This window comes from Faecalibacterium taiwanense (assembly GCF_036632915.2).
Classification (GTDB): domain Bacteria; phylum Bacillota; class Clostridia; order Oscillospirales; family Ruminococcaceae; genus Faecalibacterium; species Faecalibacterium taiwanense.
Window position 1 is genome coordinate 1518410 of the sequence record NZ_CP155552.1, and the last position, 16810, is coordinate 1535219.

Consider the following 16810-nt stretch of genomic DNA (forward strand, 5'->3'; position numbering starts at 1 on the left):
CCCTCTTGCATTCTGTCGGAATCGTGCTATAATAGTAAGGCAATCGTTTCCAAGGCCGCTCGACGGGGTAGCCGATATTGAAGGTTGTGATGGGCACATACATTTATAATATGGCCCCAATAAGTCAGAACCAGAAATGAGGTGAAAAGAATGAAACAGGGTATCCATCCGAACTACGTTGACTGCACCATCACCTGCGCATGCGGCAACGTCATTAAGACTCGTTCCACCAAGCCTGAGATCCACGTCGAAGTTTGCTCCAAGTGCCATCCTTTCTACACTGGCAAGCAGAAGCTGGTTGACTCCGGCGGACGTGTTGAGCGCTTCAACAAGCGTTTCGGCCGTAAGTAATTATGGTTTTCTGAGCACCGTTTCCTTTGGGAGACGGTGCTTTTTTGCTGCCTTTTTGGTATATGAAAGGGCGGCCTTAATCATTCTTAAGAATTCTTTTTGCATCCCGCCACAGGATTGTCTTATTTTTTACACATTTTCGGTCTAAAATATACCAGCATTGAACTAGATGAAAAAGGAGCGTTTGCTGTGATCGAAGTATCGCATCTGAGCAAAAAGTATGGCACGCACCCTGCCATTGAAGATTTGTCCTTTACGGTGGGCGACGGCCAGATCTTCGGCCTGCTCGGCCCAAACGGCGCGGGCAAATCCACGATCATGAATATCCTCACCGGCTACCTTGCCCCCACCTCCGGTGAAGTGAAGGTGGCGGGCTTCAGCCTGCCGGAGCAGGCCCGGCAGGCCAAGGCCTGTGTGGGCTATCTGCCCGAGCAGCCGCCGCTCTACCCGGAAATGACGGTGCAGGAATATCTGGATTTTGCTGCAGAGCTGAAAGGCATCAAAAAGAAGGCCGACCGCAAAGAACAGGTGCGCAAAGCTGCCCGCCGCACCGGGCTGGAAGAGGTGCTGCCCCGGCTCATCCGCAGTCTGTCCAAGGGCTACCGCCAGCGCGTGGGCATTGCGCAGGCGCTGCTGGGCGCGCCGCAGCTCATCATTCTGGACGAGCCTACCGTAGGCCTTGACCCTGCACAGGTCATCGAGATCCGCAGACTCATTCAGGAACTGGGCAAGACCCATACGGTCATTTTGTCCAGCCACATCCTCAGCGAGGTGCAGGCGGTGTGCAGTCAGGTACTGATCCTGTCCAAGGGGCATTTGGTGGCGGTGGGTGCGCCGGAACAGCTGGCCGAAAAGCTGAACCCCGGCAGCCGTCTGCGCGCTACCGCTCTGGGCGGGGGGAAGACCGTGCTGAAAACAGTCGGCTCCATTCCGGGCATCCGCAAGGTGGAGATCGAATCCGAGGCCGACGGACAGGTGACCTTTACCGCAGAAAGTGCCGATGCTTCTGACCGCCGTGCCGAGGTGTCCCGCGCCCTTTCGCAGGCCGGATGCACGGTGCTGGCGCTGGCAGCGGAAAACAGGACGCTGGAGGAAGTGTTCCTTGCACTGACCGAAAACGAGTCTGAAACACCATCGGATGAAGGGGAGGAGAAAACGGAATGACCGCCATTTTAAAACGCGAAATCCGCAGCAGCTTTCATGGCATGATCGGCTACGTGCTCACCGCCTTTATGCTGGCGGCAACGGCCATCTATTTTGTTGCCCTGAATCTGGGCTACGGCCTGACGGATTTTGGCTATTACACGCTTTACCGCACCACGTTTGTGCTGCTTTTGTATATCCCGGTGCTCACCATGCGCTCCTTTGCAGAGGAACGCCGCACCCGCACCGATCAGCTGCTGCTTACCAGCCCGGTGTCTGTGTGGGAGATCGTGCTGGGCAAATTCTTTGCCCTGTGCGTCATCTTTGCACTGCCGTGCCTTGCCGATGCGGTCATGATCCTTGTACTGGCCGCACTGGGTGCCACCGGCACGGCCACGCTGGCAAACTTGGCCGCTCTGCTGTGCTATTATCTCATGGGCTGCGCCGCCATTGCCATTGGCGTGTTTCTTTCCAGCCTGACCGAGAATCAGATCATTGCTGCGGTGGCAGGTGTTGCCGCACTGCTGCTGGCCTACATGATGCCCAGCCTGCGCAGCATGTTCACCGCAGGCAGCGCAGTGGCGCTGGCCCTGTTCACCGCCATTGCGGCAGTGCTCAGTGTGGTGGCAGGTCTGCGTACCCGCAGCTTTACGCTGGGCTGCCTGACCTTTGCGGGCTGCTGTGTGGTGCTGACGGCACTGTTCCTGCTGCAGAGCAGCTGGCTGACTGAAGCGTTCAGCGCGGTGCTCAGCGGGCTGTGCCTGTTCACGCCGTTTGAAGAGTTTGTCAACAACAGCTTTTCCATCCCGACGCTGGTGTACTACCTGACCGTGACCATGCTGTTTTTGTTCTTCACGGCGCAGGGGCTGGAAAAGCGCCGCTGGAACTGAGGGAAGGGGAACAACATGAAAAATTTCAAAGTTTCTTCCTCCGCAAACGGCAAGGTGTTCCGCAATGGGCTGTACTCCACGGCCATTCTGGCAGCAGCCATCGTGTTGGCCGTGCTGATCAACCTGCTGGTGGGGGCCATCCCGAAAAAATACACCGAGTTCGACCTCTCTGCCGCCAAAATGTACACGCTGGGCGACAGCTCCAGACAGCTGATGCAGAGCCTGGATCAGGACGTGACTGTTTATTATCTCTGTGAGACCGGCAGCGAGGATGCCATTATCACCAAGCTGCTGGATCACTACGCCGACGAGAGCGGTCACTTCCACTGGGAGCAGAAGGACCCGGCGCTTTACCCGACCTTTGCAGCGCAGTACGGCGCAGAGAATGCATCCACCGGCAGTCTGATCGTGGTCAGCGGTGAGAACAGCGAAGTGCTGAACGCCGCCGAACTTTACGAGTACGATTACTCCGATTACTACACCACCGGCGCTGCCAACGTGACCTTTGGCGGCGAAAAGCAGATCAGCTCTGCCATCTACAAGCTGACTGCCGCAGCAGAAAGTCATGCCTACTACACCACCAACCACGGCGAGCAGGCGCTTACCTCCTCGCTGACCGAGGCGCTCAAGGCGCAGAATATCGATGCCCAGCCGCTGGATCTGCTCACCGGCACCATCCCGGAGGACTGTGATCTGCTCATCATCAGCGACCCCGCTTCGGATTTTGCAGCTGACGGCCTTGTGGATGAGATCGCGCAGCTGCAGGCCTATCTGGAAAACGGCGGCAAGGTGCTGCTGACCACCAGCGGCTATACCGAAACGCCCAATCTGGATGCAGTGATGGCACAGTTCGGCCTTGCGCGTGAGCCGGGCCTTGTGGTGGAGGGCGATGCGGGCCACGCGCTGTACGGCTACCCGTACTCGCTGTTCCCGGACTACGCGGCCGCCGACGAAAGCACCGCGCTGGACGGCGTGAATCAGAGCACCCATGTGATGCTCTCGGTGGCACAGGGCATCACCATTACCGAGACAGACGATGTGACGGCGGAGCCGCTGCTGTATACCACCGAGGATGCCTACAGCAAGCAGGACTTTGATGCCAGCTCTTCTTCCGCAAAGGAAGCCGGCGATACCGACGGCCCGTTCTCGCTGGCCGTATGGGCGCGCAATGACTCCACCGGTGCCGAGGTGATCTGGATCGGCTGCCCCAACATGGACAACGAGCAGGTGTACCAGTCCATCCCGGGCAACCTGACCTTCCTGCAGGGCTGTGCCGCTTCGCTGGTAGGGCAGAGCCTGCTCATCGACACCAAAGCACTGGAAGCTGCACCCATCACGGTCCCGGCTTCCGCATCCATGACGCTGGGCATGGTGTTCGTATTCGTGCTGCCCGCAGCAGTGCTCATTGCAGGTGCTGTGGAGGTGCTGCTGCGTCGCCGCAGGTAAGGGGGCACTGCCATGAAAACAAAACAGCGCACCCTTGCGGTGCTTCTGGTGCTGGTGCTTGTGCTGGGCGGGCTGCTGTGGTTTGTCAGCCGCAGCAATGCCGCAGAAGAGGCTGCTTCCAGCGCCGCCGCAGAGGGCAGCATCCTGCTTTCTTCTTTTGCGGCAGGCGATGTGACCAGCATCCGGTATGCCTATGGCGGCGAAACGCTTACCCTAAATTACGATTCCGGCAGCTGGACGCTGGCGGATGACCCGGACTATCATCTGGATGTATCTGCCTGCAATACCATGGTCACGGCGCTGGCATCCCTGAACGCCAAACGTCAGCTCACGGCTCAGCCCGGCGAGGACTACGGCCTTGCCGACCCGGCTGTTACGGTCACGGTGACGGCGGCAGGCGAGACGAATACCTTTGCCTTTGGCACCGAGAACCCGGTCACAGGAGATCTGTACGTGCAGAAGGCAGGGGACGATGCCGTGTACACCGTTTCTGGCAACAAGGCGGCCTGCTTTGAGCTGACCAAAGCGGACCTTTTTGGCGCGTTCAACCCGGCGGGACTGACAGCCTCCGCGCTGGAAAGTGTTTCCATTATGACGGGCAGCGGCACCCTTGCACTGAATGCAGTCTCTGAGCCTGCGGAAGCGGAGAGCGATTCCTCGGAAAGTGCGGCCGATTCCACCACCTATCAGACCGTGTGGCGGCTGGCCGATGAACCCTTTGCCGATCTGGACGACAGCAAGGTGCAGAGCATCCTCTCTGCTCTGGCAGGCTATGTGACCGCACAAATCACGGATGCCGACCCTTCGGCCTATGGCTTTGCTGCACCGCTTGCAACGGTGCGGGCCGCCTCTGCCGATGGGACCGTGACCCTCCACTACGCCGAAAATGCAGACGGCTGCTGGATGATGGTGGAGGGGGACAGTTCCGTCTATGCGGTTGACCTTGACACTGTGCAGGCCCTTCTGATAACGGCCGCTGCCTTAAAAGCGGAATAAAAACCTTTGCGCGCCGTATGCGGAAAGCCCGCTGCGGCGCATGTTTTTTTGTTGCGGCGTGTAAAGCTTCGGCAAACATTGGCAGAGTGATTGACATTTCAGCAAAGATTGATTAAGATAGACGAGACAGGGCAGAATAACTGCGCAATATAAGAGCCTGCTTTTGCAGGTTCTCCGGTCGTCATGGATGTTGTGCGGGGCTGGGTCGCCCTGGTACGAGGGATGGGGCATGGCCCTGTCTTTTTTCGTATCTGAGTTACAAGGAGGATAAAGTAAAAAATGGACAACTCGGTGATCGTTTCACTGCGGGATATCGTAGTGGAATTTGACGGTCAGCGCATTCTGGATGGGCTGAACCTCGACATCCATGACAAAGAGTTCGTGACGCTGCTGGGCCCTTCCGGCTGCGGCAAAACCACCACCCTGCGTCTGATCGCAGGTTTTCTGGAACCCAATTCCGGCAAAGTGCTGCTGAAAGGTGAGGACATTACCGGCGTGCCGCCCTATAAGCGCCCGGTGAACACCGTTTTTCAGAAATACGCACTGTTCCCGCACCTGAACGTGTTCGAGAACGTGGCCTTCGGTCTGCGGCTCAAAAAGATGGACGAAGAGACCATCCGCCGCAAGGTGCGCAACATGCTGGAAGTTGTTGGCCTGAAAGGCTTCGAGCGCCGCAGCATCAGCCAGATGTCCGGCGGCCAGCAGCAGCGCGTGGCCATCGCCCGCAGTCTGGTGAACGAGCCGGAGATCCTTCTGCTGGACGAACCCCTTGGCGCATTGGACCTCAAGCTGCGCAAGGAGATGCAGCTGGAGCTGAAGCGCCTGCAGCGCGAAATGAACATTACCTTTATTTATGTTACCCACGATCAGGAGGAAGCCCTTACCATGTCCGATACCGTCGTGGTCATGAACGGCGGCAAGGTGCAGCAGATCGGCACGCCGGAGGATATTTACAATGAGCCGAAGAATGCCTTTGTTGCAGACTTCATTGGCGATTCCAACATCGTGGACGGCGTGATGCACCGGGATTTTCTGGTGTCCTTCTCCGGCGTGGACTTCCCCTGTGTGGACCGCGGCTTTGCCCGTGAACAGAGCGTGCAGGTAGTGGTGCGCCCCGAGGACATCGAGGTGGTCTCTCCTGTGGAAGGCCAGCTTGTCGGCGTTGTGAACGATGTCATCTTCAAGGGTGTCCACTTTGAGATGCATGTGGAGTGCGAGGGCCGCGAATGGCTGATCCATTCCACCCGCGCCTGCACCCCCGGTGAGACCATTGGTATGCGCATCGGCCCCAACGAGATCCACATTATGGCGCGTTCAGAGGGGTGAGCCGCAATGATGAAGATTTACGATAAAAAGCTGGCCTATCCGTACTTTGTATGGATGACGCTGTTCACAGTGGTGCCTTTGATCATCGTGGTGTACTATGCATTTACGGATGCAAACGGAGCTTTCACGCTGGATAACCTCACCTCCATCAGCGGCTACGGCTCTGTGTTTGCCCGCAGCCTGCTGCTGGCCCTCATTGCCACGGTCATTTGTCTGGTCATTGCGTTCCCGGTGGGCTATTTTCTTTCCCGCCTGCGGGTGAACAAGCAGCACATCATGCTCATGCTGGTTATGCTGCCCATGTGGATGAACTTCCTGCTGCGCACCTATGCATGGATGGGCCTGCTCAGCATCAACGGCCCGGTGAACGCTGTTCTGGGCGTGTTCGGCCTTGGCCCCTTCAATATACTCAACACCTCCGGCGCGGTGGTGCTGGGCATGGTGTATAACTATGTGCCCTATATGATCCTGCCGCTGTACACCAGCATGACCAAGATCGACCAGAGCCTGGTGGAAGCTGCGCAGGATCTGGGCGCTTCCACCACCAAGACCCTTCTCCGGGTGCTCATTCCCATGAGCGTGCCCGGCATCAGCACCGGCATCACCATGGTGTTCGTCCCGGCGGTGTCCACCTTTGTTATCAGCCGTATGCTGGGCGGCGGCTCCAACCTGCTCATTGGCGATCTGATCGAGATGCAGTTTCTGGGCAACAGCTACAATCTGAACGTGGGTTCTGCCATGAGCCTTGTGCTGATGATCATTGTGCTGCTGTGCATGAGCTTCACGTCCAGCTTTGACGAAGATGAAATGGAGGGCGTGTCCTGATGAAAACGAAACATCTGCGCCTGATGCAGCGCGTCTATATCGTGCTGTTTTTCTGCTTCATGTACCTGCCCATTGCATACATGATCGTATTCAGCTTCAACCAGTCCAAGGGCTATTCGCTCTTCACCGGCTTTACCCTCAAGTGGTACTCCAGCCTGCTGCACAACTCCTCCATCCTGCATGCGCTGCTGGTCTCGCTGGAAGTGGCTCTGATCTCTGCGGTCATTGCCACTGTGCTGGGTACAGCGGCAAGTCTGGGCATTGCGTCCATGGGCCGCGGGAGCCGCCTTGTCGTCACCAACATCACCTATATCCCGGTGGTCAACCCGGAGATCATCACCGGCATCTCGCTCATGCTGCTGTTTGTGGCCTACCAGCGCTTTGCCGGGGGTGTCTCCTGGCTGCCGGATACCATCATGGGCTTCCCGACGCTGCTCATTGCGCATATCGCGTTCAATGTGCCATATGTCATCTTCAACGTCACGCCCAAGCTCAAGCAATTGGATATCAAGCTGTATGAGGCAGCGCTCGACCTTGGCTGCGACCCCAAGCAGGCCTTCTTCAAGGTCATCCTGCCGGAGATCAGCCCGGCCATCCTGTCGGCATTCCTCATCTGCCTGACCTATTCCATCGACGACTTCATGATCTCCTATTTCAACTGCGGCACGGTGGAAACGCTGCCCATCGCCATCTACTCCATGACCCGTAAAAAGGTCAGCCCGGAGATCTATGCGCTGTCCACCATCATGTTCGTGGTCATTCTGTGCATCATTCTGATCTCCAACGCAATGGAGAGCCGCAGCTACCGCCGCGACCAGAAGGCGCTGAGAGGGGAGGGCGTGTGATGAAACGTTTTGCTGTGTTGCTGCTGGCGCTGGCAATGGCGGTCTGCTGTGCAATGCCCGCCTTTGCCGCCGGCACCATCGAAGTCACCGAGGATGTCTCGGTATCGGACGATTACGACTGGACCCGCTTCAAGGGCCAGAACGTGGCCATCAATGTCTATAACTGGGGCGAGTACATCTCCAACGGCTCGGACGACAGCGTGGACGTGGTGGCGGCTTTTGAAAAGCTCACCGGCATCAAGGTGAACTACACCACCTTCGACTCCAACGAGTCCATGTACGCAAAGCTCAAGTCCGGTGCAGCCAACTACGATGTGGTCATTCCGTCGGATTACATGGTGGCAAAAATGATCGCCGAGGGGATGCTCAAGCCTCTGAACTACGACAATATCCCGAACTTCAAAAAGATCAATCAGGAATACGTGAATCCGGATTACGATCCGCAGAATGCCTACACCGTGCCCTATATGCTCTGCACCACCGGCATCATTTATAACACCACCATGGTGGACAAAGCGCCCACCAGCTGGGCCGACCTGTGGGACGAGCAGTACGCAGGCAATATCCTGATGTTCAACAACAGCCGCGATGCTTACGCCATTGCTGCTTTTAAGAGCGGCCACGATATCAACCCGCAGTCCACCGAAGAGGCGGATGAGGTGGTGGAAGAGCTGAAGGCTCAGAAGCCGCTGGTGCAGGCCTACGTCATGGACGAGATTTTTGATAAGATGATCGGCGGCGAGGCAGCCGTCGGTGTGTACTACTCCGGCGATGCCATCACCATGATCGACGATAATCCCGACCTTGCATGGGTGTTCCCGGAAGAAGGCAGCGTGCTTTCCGTGGACTGCATGACCATTCCTGCTGCCAGCGAACATCAGGAAGCTGCGGAAATGTTCATTAACTTCATGTGTGAGACGGATATCGGCAAGGCAAACGCCGAGTACATCGGCTACACCACCCCCATGCAGGATGTGTGGGAGGTGCTGGACGAGGATCTGAAGGAGAGCGAGATCGCTTATCCGTCCGAAGAGAAAGCCGCCAAGGAAAAGGTGTTCACTGCCCTGAGCGACGATGTGAACAGCGAGCTGGACGTGAAGTGGAGCGAAATGAAGAGCTACGACGAGGGTGGCAGCAGTTTGCTGTTCCTTGCGCTGCTGGCAGCCATGGTAGCGCTGGCCTGCTTCAACATCTGGCGCAAGGTCCGCAGGCGCAACCGCAATCAGTATTAAACGCAAAGGAGGCTGCTGCACAGAACAACGTGCAGTGGTCTCTTTTTATAGAAAGGAAAAACCATGGAACAGTTCTTTTACACCGAGACCATGACAGTCATGAACGCAGATGCCGACTTCCGCAGCCTGCTCAAGCCCAGCGCCCTGCTGCGCTATGTGGAGCAGATTTCGACAGACCACGCCCGCGCCTTTGGTATGGATGACCAGTTCTTCAAAGATCGCGGTGTGACCTTTCTGGTGGGCAAGCAGGCCCTGAAATTTGACCGCGTGCCCCAGCGTGCCGAAACGCTGACCCTTACCTCCCGGGCGCAGGTCAGCAAACACGGTTCGGTCAAACGCATCACCACCCTGACCGATGCCGAGGGCAAAGAGGTGGCTATGGTGGACTGCCGCTGGATCGTGGCAAGCCTTGCCGAGGGCCGTATCCTGCGGGAGCCGGGCTGGACGGTGGAGAATTTCTGGAACGATACGGTGGAGGACGAGCTGCCTTTGCAGCTGCACAAGTGCAAGGATGGTCTGACCAGCGCAGGGGAGTGGACGGTGCATTATTCCCAGTGCGATCTGAACGGCCATTTGAACAACGCATTCTATCTGGACCTTGTCTGCGATGCGCTGCCGCTGGAAGTGATGCGCAAAGGCCCCGTGACCTTTGCTTCTATCAACTACCACCGCGAGATCCCGATGGGAGAAACGGCAGAGGTGTTTTATGCTCCTTCGGCGGATGGCTGGTATGTGGTCGGAAAGCACAACGGCCAGACCAGCTTTGAGTGCTATCTGGAGGTGGGAAAGACAAACGTGTAAATCGTTGATTTCTCAAGAGAACCGCTGCGCCGCTTTTAGCTGAAAATAAGCGAGCAATGCAAAAAAGCGTCACCCGTGCAGAAAAAACGGCGCATTTTGAGAATTGCATCCTCTGAGGAACAGGGAGTACTCTTTTATTAGAAGGATCTTCTGATTGTCCAAAGGAGGATAAAACAAATGAAAAAACATCTCCGAGTCCTTGCGGCCGTTCTGGTACTGTGCTTCAGTCTGCTGTGCCCGGCGGCATCTGCCGCCAGTGTACAGACTGCGGCCTGCAAGCCGTCCACTGCAGCCGTTCAGACCATTTCTGCCGGCAAAAAGACGGAGCAGATGGTCTGGGTCCCAACGCACGGCGGCAAAAAATATCACAGCAAGTCTACCTGCAGCAATATGAAAGACCCGGAAAAGGTTACATTATCGACAGCAAAAGCGGAAGGCATCACTGCTTGCAAAAAGTGCTATTAAGAAAATAAAGAATGATCTGCAAAGCCCTTGCCGGAAATTTTCTGGCAGGGGCTTTATATGTGTCTACAAAAAGTTAACAAAAGAAATTACAGAAAAATTACAAAACCCTATTGCAAAATGGTTTCAAAAGAGTTACAATATGGTTACAGCAAGGGCATAAGCCCTGCTGAGTGTGAAATCTTTTTCTTCTTGTTTTTTGGGATATCGGGCACAGGTTCTCCTCCTCCGGCTGTTCTCCTTCACAGTCGTGATCCATGTGCCGCACAGGCGGTATCCCGCTTCGTGTGCAAAAAAGCTCGTCCGTTCTGGACGAGCTTTTTTGCATCCATAAATCACGCAAAAACCGGCTTCTCATGCGGGAAAGTATGACCTTACGCCATTTTGGTGGGCAATTTGCCTGTTTTTCTGCAAAGGACATTTACAAAGTTTGGCGCGGCGGGGGTTTGTATTCCGGCTGGCTTTGTGGTACAGTATATACAATCAATTTATAGGTTGCAAACATGAATCCGATTGATGTTGATGCGTTAAGAGAAAAGGAGTTTGAACATGGCTTATTTCTATAAAGAACCTTCCCGCACTTTCGGTGAATATCTGCTGATCCCCGGCTATTCCTCTGCAGAGAATATCCCCACGGCTGTCAGCCTCAAGACCCCGCTGGTCAAGTACCGCAAGGGCGAGGAGGAGTGCCCCCTGCAGATGAATATTCCCATGATCAGCGCCATCATGCAGGCGGTCTCTGGCGATAAGCTGGCCATTGCACTGGCCCGTCAGGGCGGCGTGTCCTTCATCTACGGCTCTCAGAGCATTGAGAACGAGGCTGCCATGGTGCGCCGCGTCAAGAGCTTCAAGGCCGGTTATGTCGTGTCCGATTCCAACCTGGCCCCCACTGCCACCCTGCACGATGTGCTGGAGCTGAAGGCGCGCACCGGCCACTCCACCATTGCCATCACTGCCGATGGCACTCCGAGCGGCAAGCTGCTGGGTATTGTTGCATCTCGTGACTACCGCATCAACCACACTCCGGATGATGCCCCTGTCACCACCTTCATGACCCCGCTTGAAAAGCTGGTCACTGCACCGGAGAACACCTCCCTGCACGACTGCAACAACATCATCTGGGATAACAAGATCAACACCCTGCCTCTGGTGGATGCCGAGGGCAACCTGAAGTATATGGTGTTCCGCAAGGACTACGACTCCCACAAGAAGAACGCCAATGAACTGCTGGATAAGAACAAGAGCTATGTGGTGGGCGCAGGCATCAACACCCGCGATTACGCTGAGCGCGTGCCCGCACTGGTGGATGCCGGTGTGGATGTGCTGTGCATCGACTCTTCCGAGGGTTACTCCGAGTGGCAGAGCCGCACCATCGGCTGGATCCGTGAGCACTACGGCGATACCGTCAAGGTGGGCGCAGGCAACGTTGTGGATGCCGAGGGCTTCCGCTTCCTGGCCGAGGCTGGTGCAGACTTCGTGAAGATCGGCATTGGCGGCGGTTCTATCTGCATCACCCGCGAGACCAAGGGCATTGGCCGTGGTCAGGCTACCGCTGTCATCGAGGTGGCAAAGGCCCGCGATGAGTACTATAAGGAGACCGGCATCTACGTGCCCATCTGCTCCGACGGCGGCATCGTCCACGATTACCACATCACTCTCGCACTGGCTATGGGCGCAGACTTCGTGATGCTGGGCCGCTACTTTGCCCGCTTTGACGAAAGCCCCACGAATAAGGTGCGCATCAACGGCCAGTATATGAAGGAGTACTGGGGCGAAGGCTCCAACCGTGCCCGCAACTGGCAGCGCTACGATCTGGGCGGTTCCAGCAAGCTGAGCTTTGAGGAAGGCGTGGACAGCTACGTGCCCTATGCCGGTCCTCTGGCTGACGGTGTGCAGACCACTCTGTACAAGGTCAAGAGCACCATGTGCAACTGCGGCGCTCTGTCCATCCCGGAGCTGCAGCAGAAAGCAAAGCTGACCGTGGTTTCCTCTACCTCCATCGTTGAGGGCGGCAGCCACGACGTTGTGCTGAAGAATGCTACCCCCAATATCATCAACGGTTAACACGTTTGTTCTGAAAGCCGCCCATGCTGTTTGTGTATGGGCGGCTTTTTCTTACCGGAAATTGACCGGGATTTTCCAAAAATGCTTGCACCGCTCTGCGTTTGGTGATATCATGATAGAAACGCACTGTCAAGACAGGCAGGCGCGCAAACCTTCCCACAGGTCAGAACGGCAGGGGACAGCAAGGAGCCTTTGCCGGGTGTAAAGAAGAGAGGATACTATTCATGGACGAAATCAAGGTTGTGCCTTATATTCCAGATGAGGACTACGACAACCCCGCAATGGTCGTGGATTTTTATGAATTTACAATGGCAAACTGCCTGTTCCTGCACGGATTCAAGGACACCACGCTGGTGTTTGATATGTTCTTCCGCAAGAACCCGGATGCTCAGGGCTACTCCATCAGCGCCGGTCAGCGCAAGCTGACCCGCTTCCTGCTGAACTACCACTTCAATGCACAGGATATCTGGTGGCTGCGCACCAAGGGCATGAGTGAGGAATTCTGCGAGTATCTGCGCACCTATCAGTGGAAGGGCGACATGTACGCTCTGCCTGAGGGCACGGTGGCATACCCGCATGTGCAGATGGTGCGCATCGAGTGCGACCTCGTGGGCGCAATTTTGATCGAGACCTACCTGCTGCAGACCATGAACTTCCACAGTCTGATCGCCACCAAGGCTACCCGCGTCACCGGCCTGAACACCCACACGCCCCGCAGCGTGATGGAATTCGGCACCCGCCGTGCGCAGGGCGAAAGCGCTGGCAACGATGGTGCATATGCTGCTGTTCTGGGCGGCTGCGTGGGCACTGCCAACTGTTTGGCCGAGATGAAGTTCGGCGCGGAGGTCAAGGCTGTGGGCACCGTAGCGCACAGCTTCATCGAGTTCTTCCCCACGGAGTTTGATGCCTTCAAGGCCTTTGCCGATACCTACCCGGATTCGGTCAGTCTGCTGCTGGACACCTATAATATCATGGAGAGCGGTCTGCCCAACCTCATTAAACTGGACGATTACCTCATCGAAAAATACCCCAACGACCCGAACCGCCGCGTCAAGAGCGCCCGTATCGACTCCGGCGACCTGGCCCGCGGCTCCAAGCGCCTGCGCAAGGCACTGGATGCGGCCGGTAAACCTTACATCAAACTGGTGGCTTCCAATGGTCTGGACGAAAAGAAGATCGCCAACATGGAGCTGTATGAGCACGCTCATTTTGACTCCTACGGCGTGGGCGAAAACCTGATCACCTCTGCTTCCGACCCCGTGTTCGGCGGTGTGTACAAGCTGGTGGCGGTCAAGCAGCCGGATGGCAGCTACACTCCCAAGATGAAGTGCTCGGATTCCGCCAGCAAGGCCATCATTCCGGGCAAGAAGATGCCGTGGCGTCTCTACGATGAAAATGGCCAGGCCCAGTGTGACCTGATCGCCATGGATGATGAAGTCATCGAGGCGGGCAAGCCCGTCACGATGGTCAATCTGGACTCCGATGCCATCGAGCGCACCGTCACCATTACCCCCACCAAGGTCAAAAAGCTGCTGGTGCCGCATGTGCTGAATGGTCAGCTGGCCATTGAGCTGCCTTCGATCGCAGAGAAGAAGGCCTACATTGCAAAGCAGCTCACCGAGGAGACCTGGGAGAGCGAGCTGCGTCTGGAGTGCCCGCATAAGCACTATGTGAACATGACCCCGGCTGTGGCCGAGTGCCGTTCCAAGATGTATGCAGAGCTGCACGGCGGCAAGGTGTAAAATAAGCAAAATAAAAAGCCCCTCAAGCGTAAGCTTGGGGGGTCTTTTTATGCCGCCGACGGGGGTCGAACCCGTACTCTGTCTCCAGAAAGGGATTTTAAGTCCCTCGTGTCTGCCAATTTCACCACAGCGGCATACAACGCTAATAATAATACAATAGAATGGCTTCTTTGTCAAGAAAAAGCACGGAGCCCGTCTCTTCATCCTCCATTCACGATTCATTTGTAAAAAGTGCTTTTTCTTTCCGTGGTTTCATGGTATAATAACCTTCAGATACGGTTTTCCGGGCCGTAGCCGCATGCTTTGGCAGCGCGGCAGAAGAGGGCAGAGCGGGCAGCGTACCGCTCTGCTGGGGCAGTGCCCGCAAGATAGGGCGGGCGGGAAATACAAAAAGAGAGGCGAATCGAGATGTTGGATATGATCAAGTGCAGCACCGGCGGCGCATACTATGCCCGCGGTGAATGGGTGCCTGCAGACGGCGAAGCAAGCGCCGCACTGGCAGCAAAGGGCTTTGATGCCGCAGCCATCGAGAACGCAAAGACCGGCACCATGGCCTACAGCATTCTGCAGGCCCACAACACCAGCGGCGATGCCGAAAACCTGAAGATCAAGTTCGATGCCATGGCCAGCCATGACATCACCTTTGTGGGCATCATCCAGACGGCCCGTGCGTCCGGTCTGGAGAAATTCCCCATTCCGTATGTGCTCACCAACTGCCACAACAGCCTTTGCGCCGTGGGCGGCACCATCAATGAGGACGACCACCGCTTCGGCCTGTCCGCCGCCAAAAAATACGGCGGCATTTTTGTGCCCCCGCATCTGGCGGTCATCCACCAGTACATGCGCGAAAAGTTTGCGGGCTGCGGCAAGATGATCCTTGGCTCGGACTCCCACACCCGCTACGGTGCTCTGGGCACCATGGCCATTGGTGAGGGCGGCGGCGAGCTGGCAAAGCAGCTGCTGGGCCGCACCTACGATGTGGCCCGTCCGGGTGTTGTTGCAATTTATCTCACCGGCTCTCTGCCTGCAGGCTGCGGCCCGCACGATGTGGCCATTGCGCTGGTGGGCAAGCTGTTCAAGAGCGGCTATGTCAAAAACAAGGTGATGGAGTTTGTCGGCCCCGGCGTTGCGTCTCTGCGTCAGGATACCCGCAACGCCATCGATGCCATGACCACCGAGACCACCTGCCTGTCCTCCATCTGGGAAACCGACGAAACGACGCAGAAATTCCTTGCGGTGCATGGCCGTGCCGCCGACTATAAGAAGCTGGCTCCGGCCGACCTTGCTTATTACGACGGTGTGGTAAAGGTAGACCTTTCTGCCATCCGCCCCATGATCGCACTGCCCATGCATCCCTCCAATGCATTTACCATTGAAGAGCTGAACGCAAACCTTGAGGATATTCTCCATGCCTGCGAGCAGGATGTGCAGAAGCTGATCGGCCGCAAGGATGTCAGCCTTGACCTGTGCAGCAAGATCGAGAACGGTAAACTGCGTGTGGATCAGGGCGTGATCGCAGGCTGCGCAGGCGGTCTGTACGACAGCATTTATGAAGCTGCCTCCATCCTCAAGGGCCACACCGGCGGCTGCGGTGACTACGCCCTGAGCGTGTATCCCGGCAGCCAGCCCATCATGATGGAACTGGTGCGCACCGGAGTCATCCACGACCTGATGGCCAGCGGTGCCACCGTCCGCACTGCGTTCTGCGGCCCCTGCTTCGGCGCAGGCGACGTGCCCGCCAACGGCGCGCTGTCTATCCGCCATACCACCCGCAACTTCCCCAGCCGCGAAGGCTCCAAGCCCGGCAACGGCCAGCTTTCCGGTGTGGCACTGATGGATGCCCGCAGCATTGCGGCCACCACGGCCAACGGCGGCATTCTGACCCCGGCTACCGATATCGACTATGATCCCACCGTGCCGGAGTATCAGTACGATCCTTCCAGCTACGATACCCGCGTGTATCAGGGCTTTGGCAAGGGCGATTACGATGCCCTGCTCAAGCTTGGCCCCAACATCAAGGACTGGCCCGAAATTGCACCGCTGGGCGATAACCTGCTGCTGAAGGTGGCATCTTACATCACCGACCCTGTCACCACCACCGACGAGCTGATCCCCTCCGGTGAGACTTCGTCTTATCGTTCCAATCCTCTGGGTCTGGCCGAGTTTACCCTCAGCCGCAAGGACCCGGAGTATGTGGGCCGTGCCAAGGCCGTGCAGGCCGAAGAAAAGGCCCGCCGTGCAGGCGAGGGCAGCGCCGAGGTGCTGGCCCAGCTGCACAAGGTGCCCGGCTGCGAAAACCTGACTTGGAACGATGTGCAGATCGCATCCACCATCTTTGCCGTCAAGCCCGGCGATGGTTCTGCCCGTGAGCAGGCGGCCAGCTGCCAGCGTGTGCTGGGGGCCGGTGCCAACATCGTTACCGAGTACGCCACCAAGCGCTACCGCTCCAACCTCATCAACTGGGGTATGCTGCCGCTGCAGCTGGTGGGCGCAACGCCCTTCGGTCTGGGCGACTATGTCTTTATCCCGAATGTCCGCGAGGCCCTCAAGGGCGACCTGCAGGATATCAAGGCCTATGTGCTGGGCGACACCGCAAAGGAGTTCAGCCTGTACATGGCCCCGCTGACCGCCGACGAGCGCAAGATCCTGGCCGACGGCTGCCTGATCAATTTCTATAAGCACTGATA

The 16810-nt window shown here is 57.0% G+C and carries 14 protein-coding genes and 1 tRNA gene; 14 read left to right on the top strand and 1 reads right to left on the bottom strand.

The window, feature by feature from the left end; genetic code table 11:
- Window positions 1-150 precede the first annotated feature (150 nt).
- From rpmE to PXT33_RS07690, 13 genes are all read left to right on the top strand, one after another.
- The gene (gene rpmE, locus PXT33_RS07630) at window positions 151-351 is read left to right on the top strand and encodes a 50S ribosomal protein L31 (RefSeq protein WP_005937210.1); all 201 of its coding nucleotides are present in this window, start codon (window positions 151-153) and stop codon (window positions 349-351) included.
- A gap of 189 nt (window positions 352-540) precedes the next feature.
- Window positions 541-1515 (top strand): ABC transporter ATP-binding protein, encoded by a 975-nt coding sequence (locus PXT33_RS07635; protein WP_207698209.1) that lies wholly within the window; start codon window positions 541-543, stop codon window positions 1513-1515.
- Window positions 1512-2384 carry an ABC transporter permease gene (locus PXT33_RS07640; protein ID WP_207698208.1) on the top strand — a complete coding sequence of 291 codons (873 nt, stop codon included), beginning with the start codon at window positions 1512-1514 and terminating at the stop codon, window positions 2382-2384. Before PXT33_RS07635 ends, PXT33_RS07640 begins: the two co-directional genes overlap by 4 nt.
- Window positions 2385-2399: 15 nt before the next feature.
- The gene (locus tag PXT33_RS07645; RefSeq protein ID WP_154258838.1) at window positions 2400-3830 is read left to right on the top strand and encodes a Gldg family protein; all 1431 of its coding nucleotides are present in this window, start codon (window positions 2400-2402) and stop codon (window positions 3828-3830) included.
- A 12-nt stretch (window positions 3831-3842) separates the two neighbouring features.
- The gene (locus tag PXT33_RS07650) at window positions 3843-4826 is read left to right on the top strand and encodes a DUF4340 domain-containing protein (protein WP_332376257.1); all 984 of its coding nucleotides are present in this window, start codon (window positions 3843-3845) and stop codon (window positions 4824-4826) included.
- A 279-nt stretch (window positions 4827-5105) separates the two neighbouring features.
- Window positions 5106-6152, top strand: coding sequence for a spermidine/putrescine ABC transporter ATP-binding protein (potA, locus tag PXT33_RS07655; RefSeq protein ID WP_097774916.1), 1047 nt, complete (start codon window positions 5106-5108; stop codon window positions 6150-6152).
- A 9-nt stretch (window positions 6153-6161) separates the two neighbouring features.
- Window positions 6162-6977 (top strand): ABC transporter permease, encoded by an 816-nt coding sequence (locus PXT33_RS07660; RefSeq protein WP_154255474.1) that lies wholly within the window; start codon window positions 6162-6164, stop codon window positions 6975-6977.
- On the top strand, window positions 6977-7822 hold the full coding sequence (locus PXT33_RS07665) for an ABC transporter permease (RefSeq protein ID WP_005937234.1): 846 nt from the start codon (window positions 6977-6979) through the stop codon (window positions 7820-7822). Before PXT33_RS07660 ends, PXT33_RS07665 begins: the two co-directional genes overlap by 1 nt.
- Entirely contained in the window at window positions 7822-9054 is a 1233-nt protein-coding gene (locus tag PXT33_RS07670) for a spermidine/putrescine ABC transporter substrate-binding protein (protein ID WP_332376258.1), read from the top strand. Before PXT33_RS07665 ends, PXT33_RS07670 begins: the two co-directional genes overlap by 1 nt.
- 63 nt (window positions 9055-9117) lie before the next feature.
- Complete coding sequence (locus tag PXT33_RS07675; RefSeq protein ID WP_223387781.1) at window positions 9118-9855, top strand: acyl-[acyl-carrier-protein] thioesterase; 738 nt, start codon at window positions 9118-9120, stop codon at window positions 9853-9855.
- Window positions 9856-10032: 177 nt separating this feature from the next.
- On the top strand, window positions 10033-10320 hold the full coding sequence (locus PXT33_RS07680) for a hypothetical protein (protein WP_332376259.1): 288 nt from the start codon (window positions 10033-10035) through the stop codon (window positions 10318-10320).
- Between the two features lie 546 nt (window positions 10321-10866).
- Window positions 10867-12381, top strand: coding sequence for an IMP dehydrogenase (locus PXT33_RS07685; RefSeq protein ID WP_154258848.1), 1515 nt, complete (start codon window positions 10867-10869; stop codon window positions 12379-12381).
- Window positions 12382-12605: 224 nt separating this feature from the next.
- Window positions 12606-14123 carry a nicotinate phosphoribosyltransferase gene (locus PXT33_RS07690; RefSeq protein ID WP_005937257.1) on the top strand — a complete coding sequence of 506 codons (1518 nt, stop codon included), beginning with the start codon at window positions 12606-12608 and terminating at the stop codon, window positions 14121-14123.
- A gap of 50 nt (window positions 14124-14173) precedes the next feature.
- Here the strand turns inward: PXT33_RS07690 and PXT33_RS07695 are convergent.
- Window positions 14174-14257, bottom strand: a tRNA-Leu gene (locus PXT33_RS07695).
- Between the two features lie 283 nt (window positions 14258-14540).
- On the opposite strand from PXT33_RS07695, the gene PXT33_RS07700 reads away from it, so the two are divergent.
- Entirely contained in the window at window positions 14541-16808 is a 2268-nt protein-coding gene (locus PXT33_RS07700; protein ID WP_405002404.1) for a hydratase, read from the top strand.
- Window positions 16809-16810: the final 2 nt, after the last annotated feature.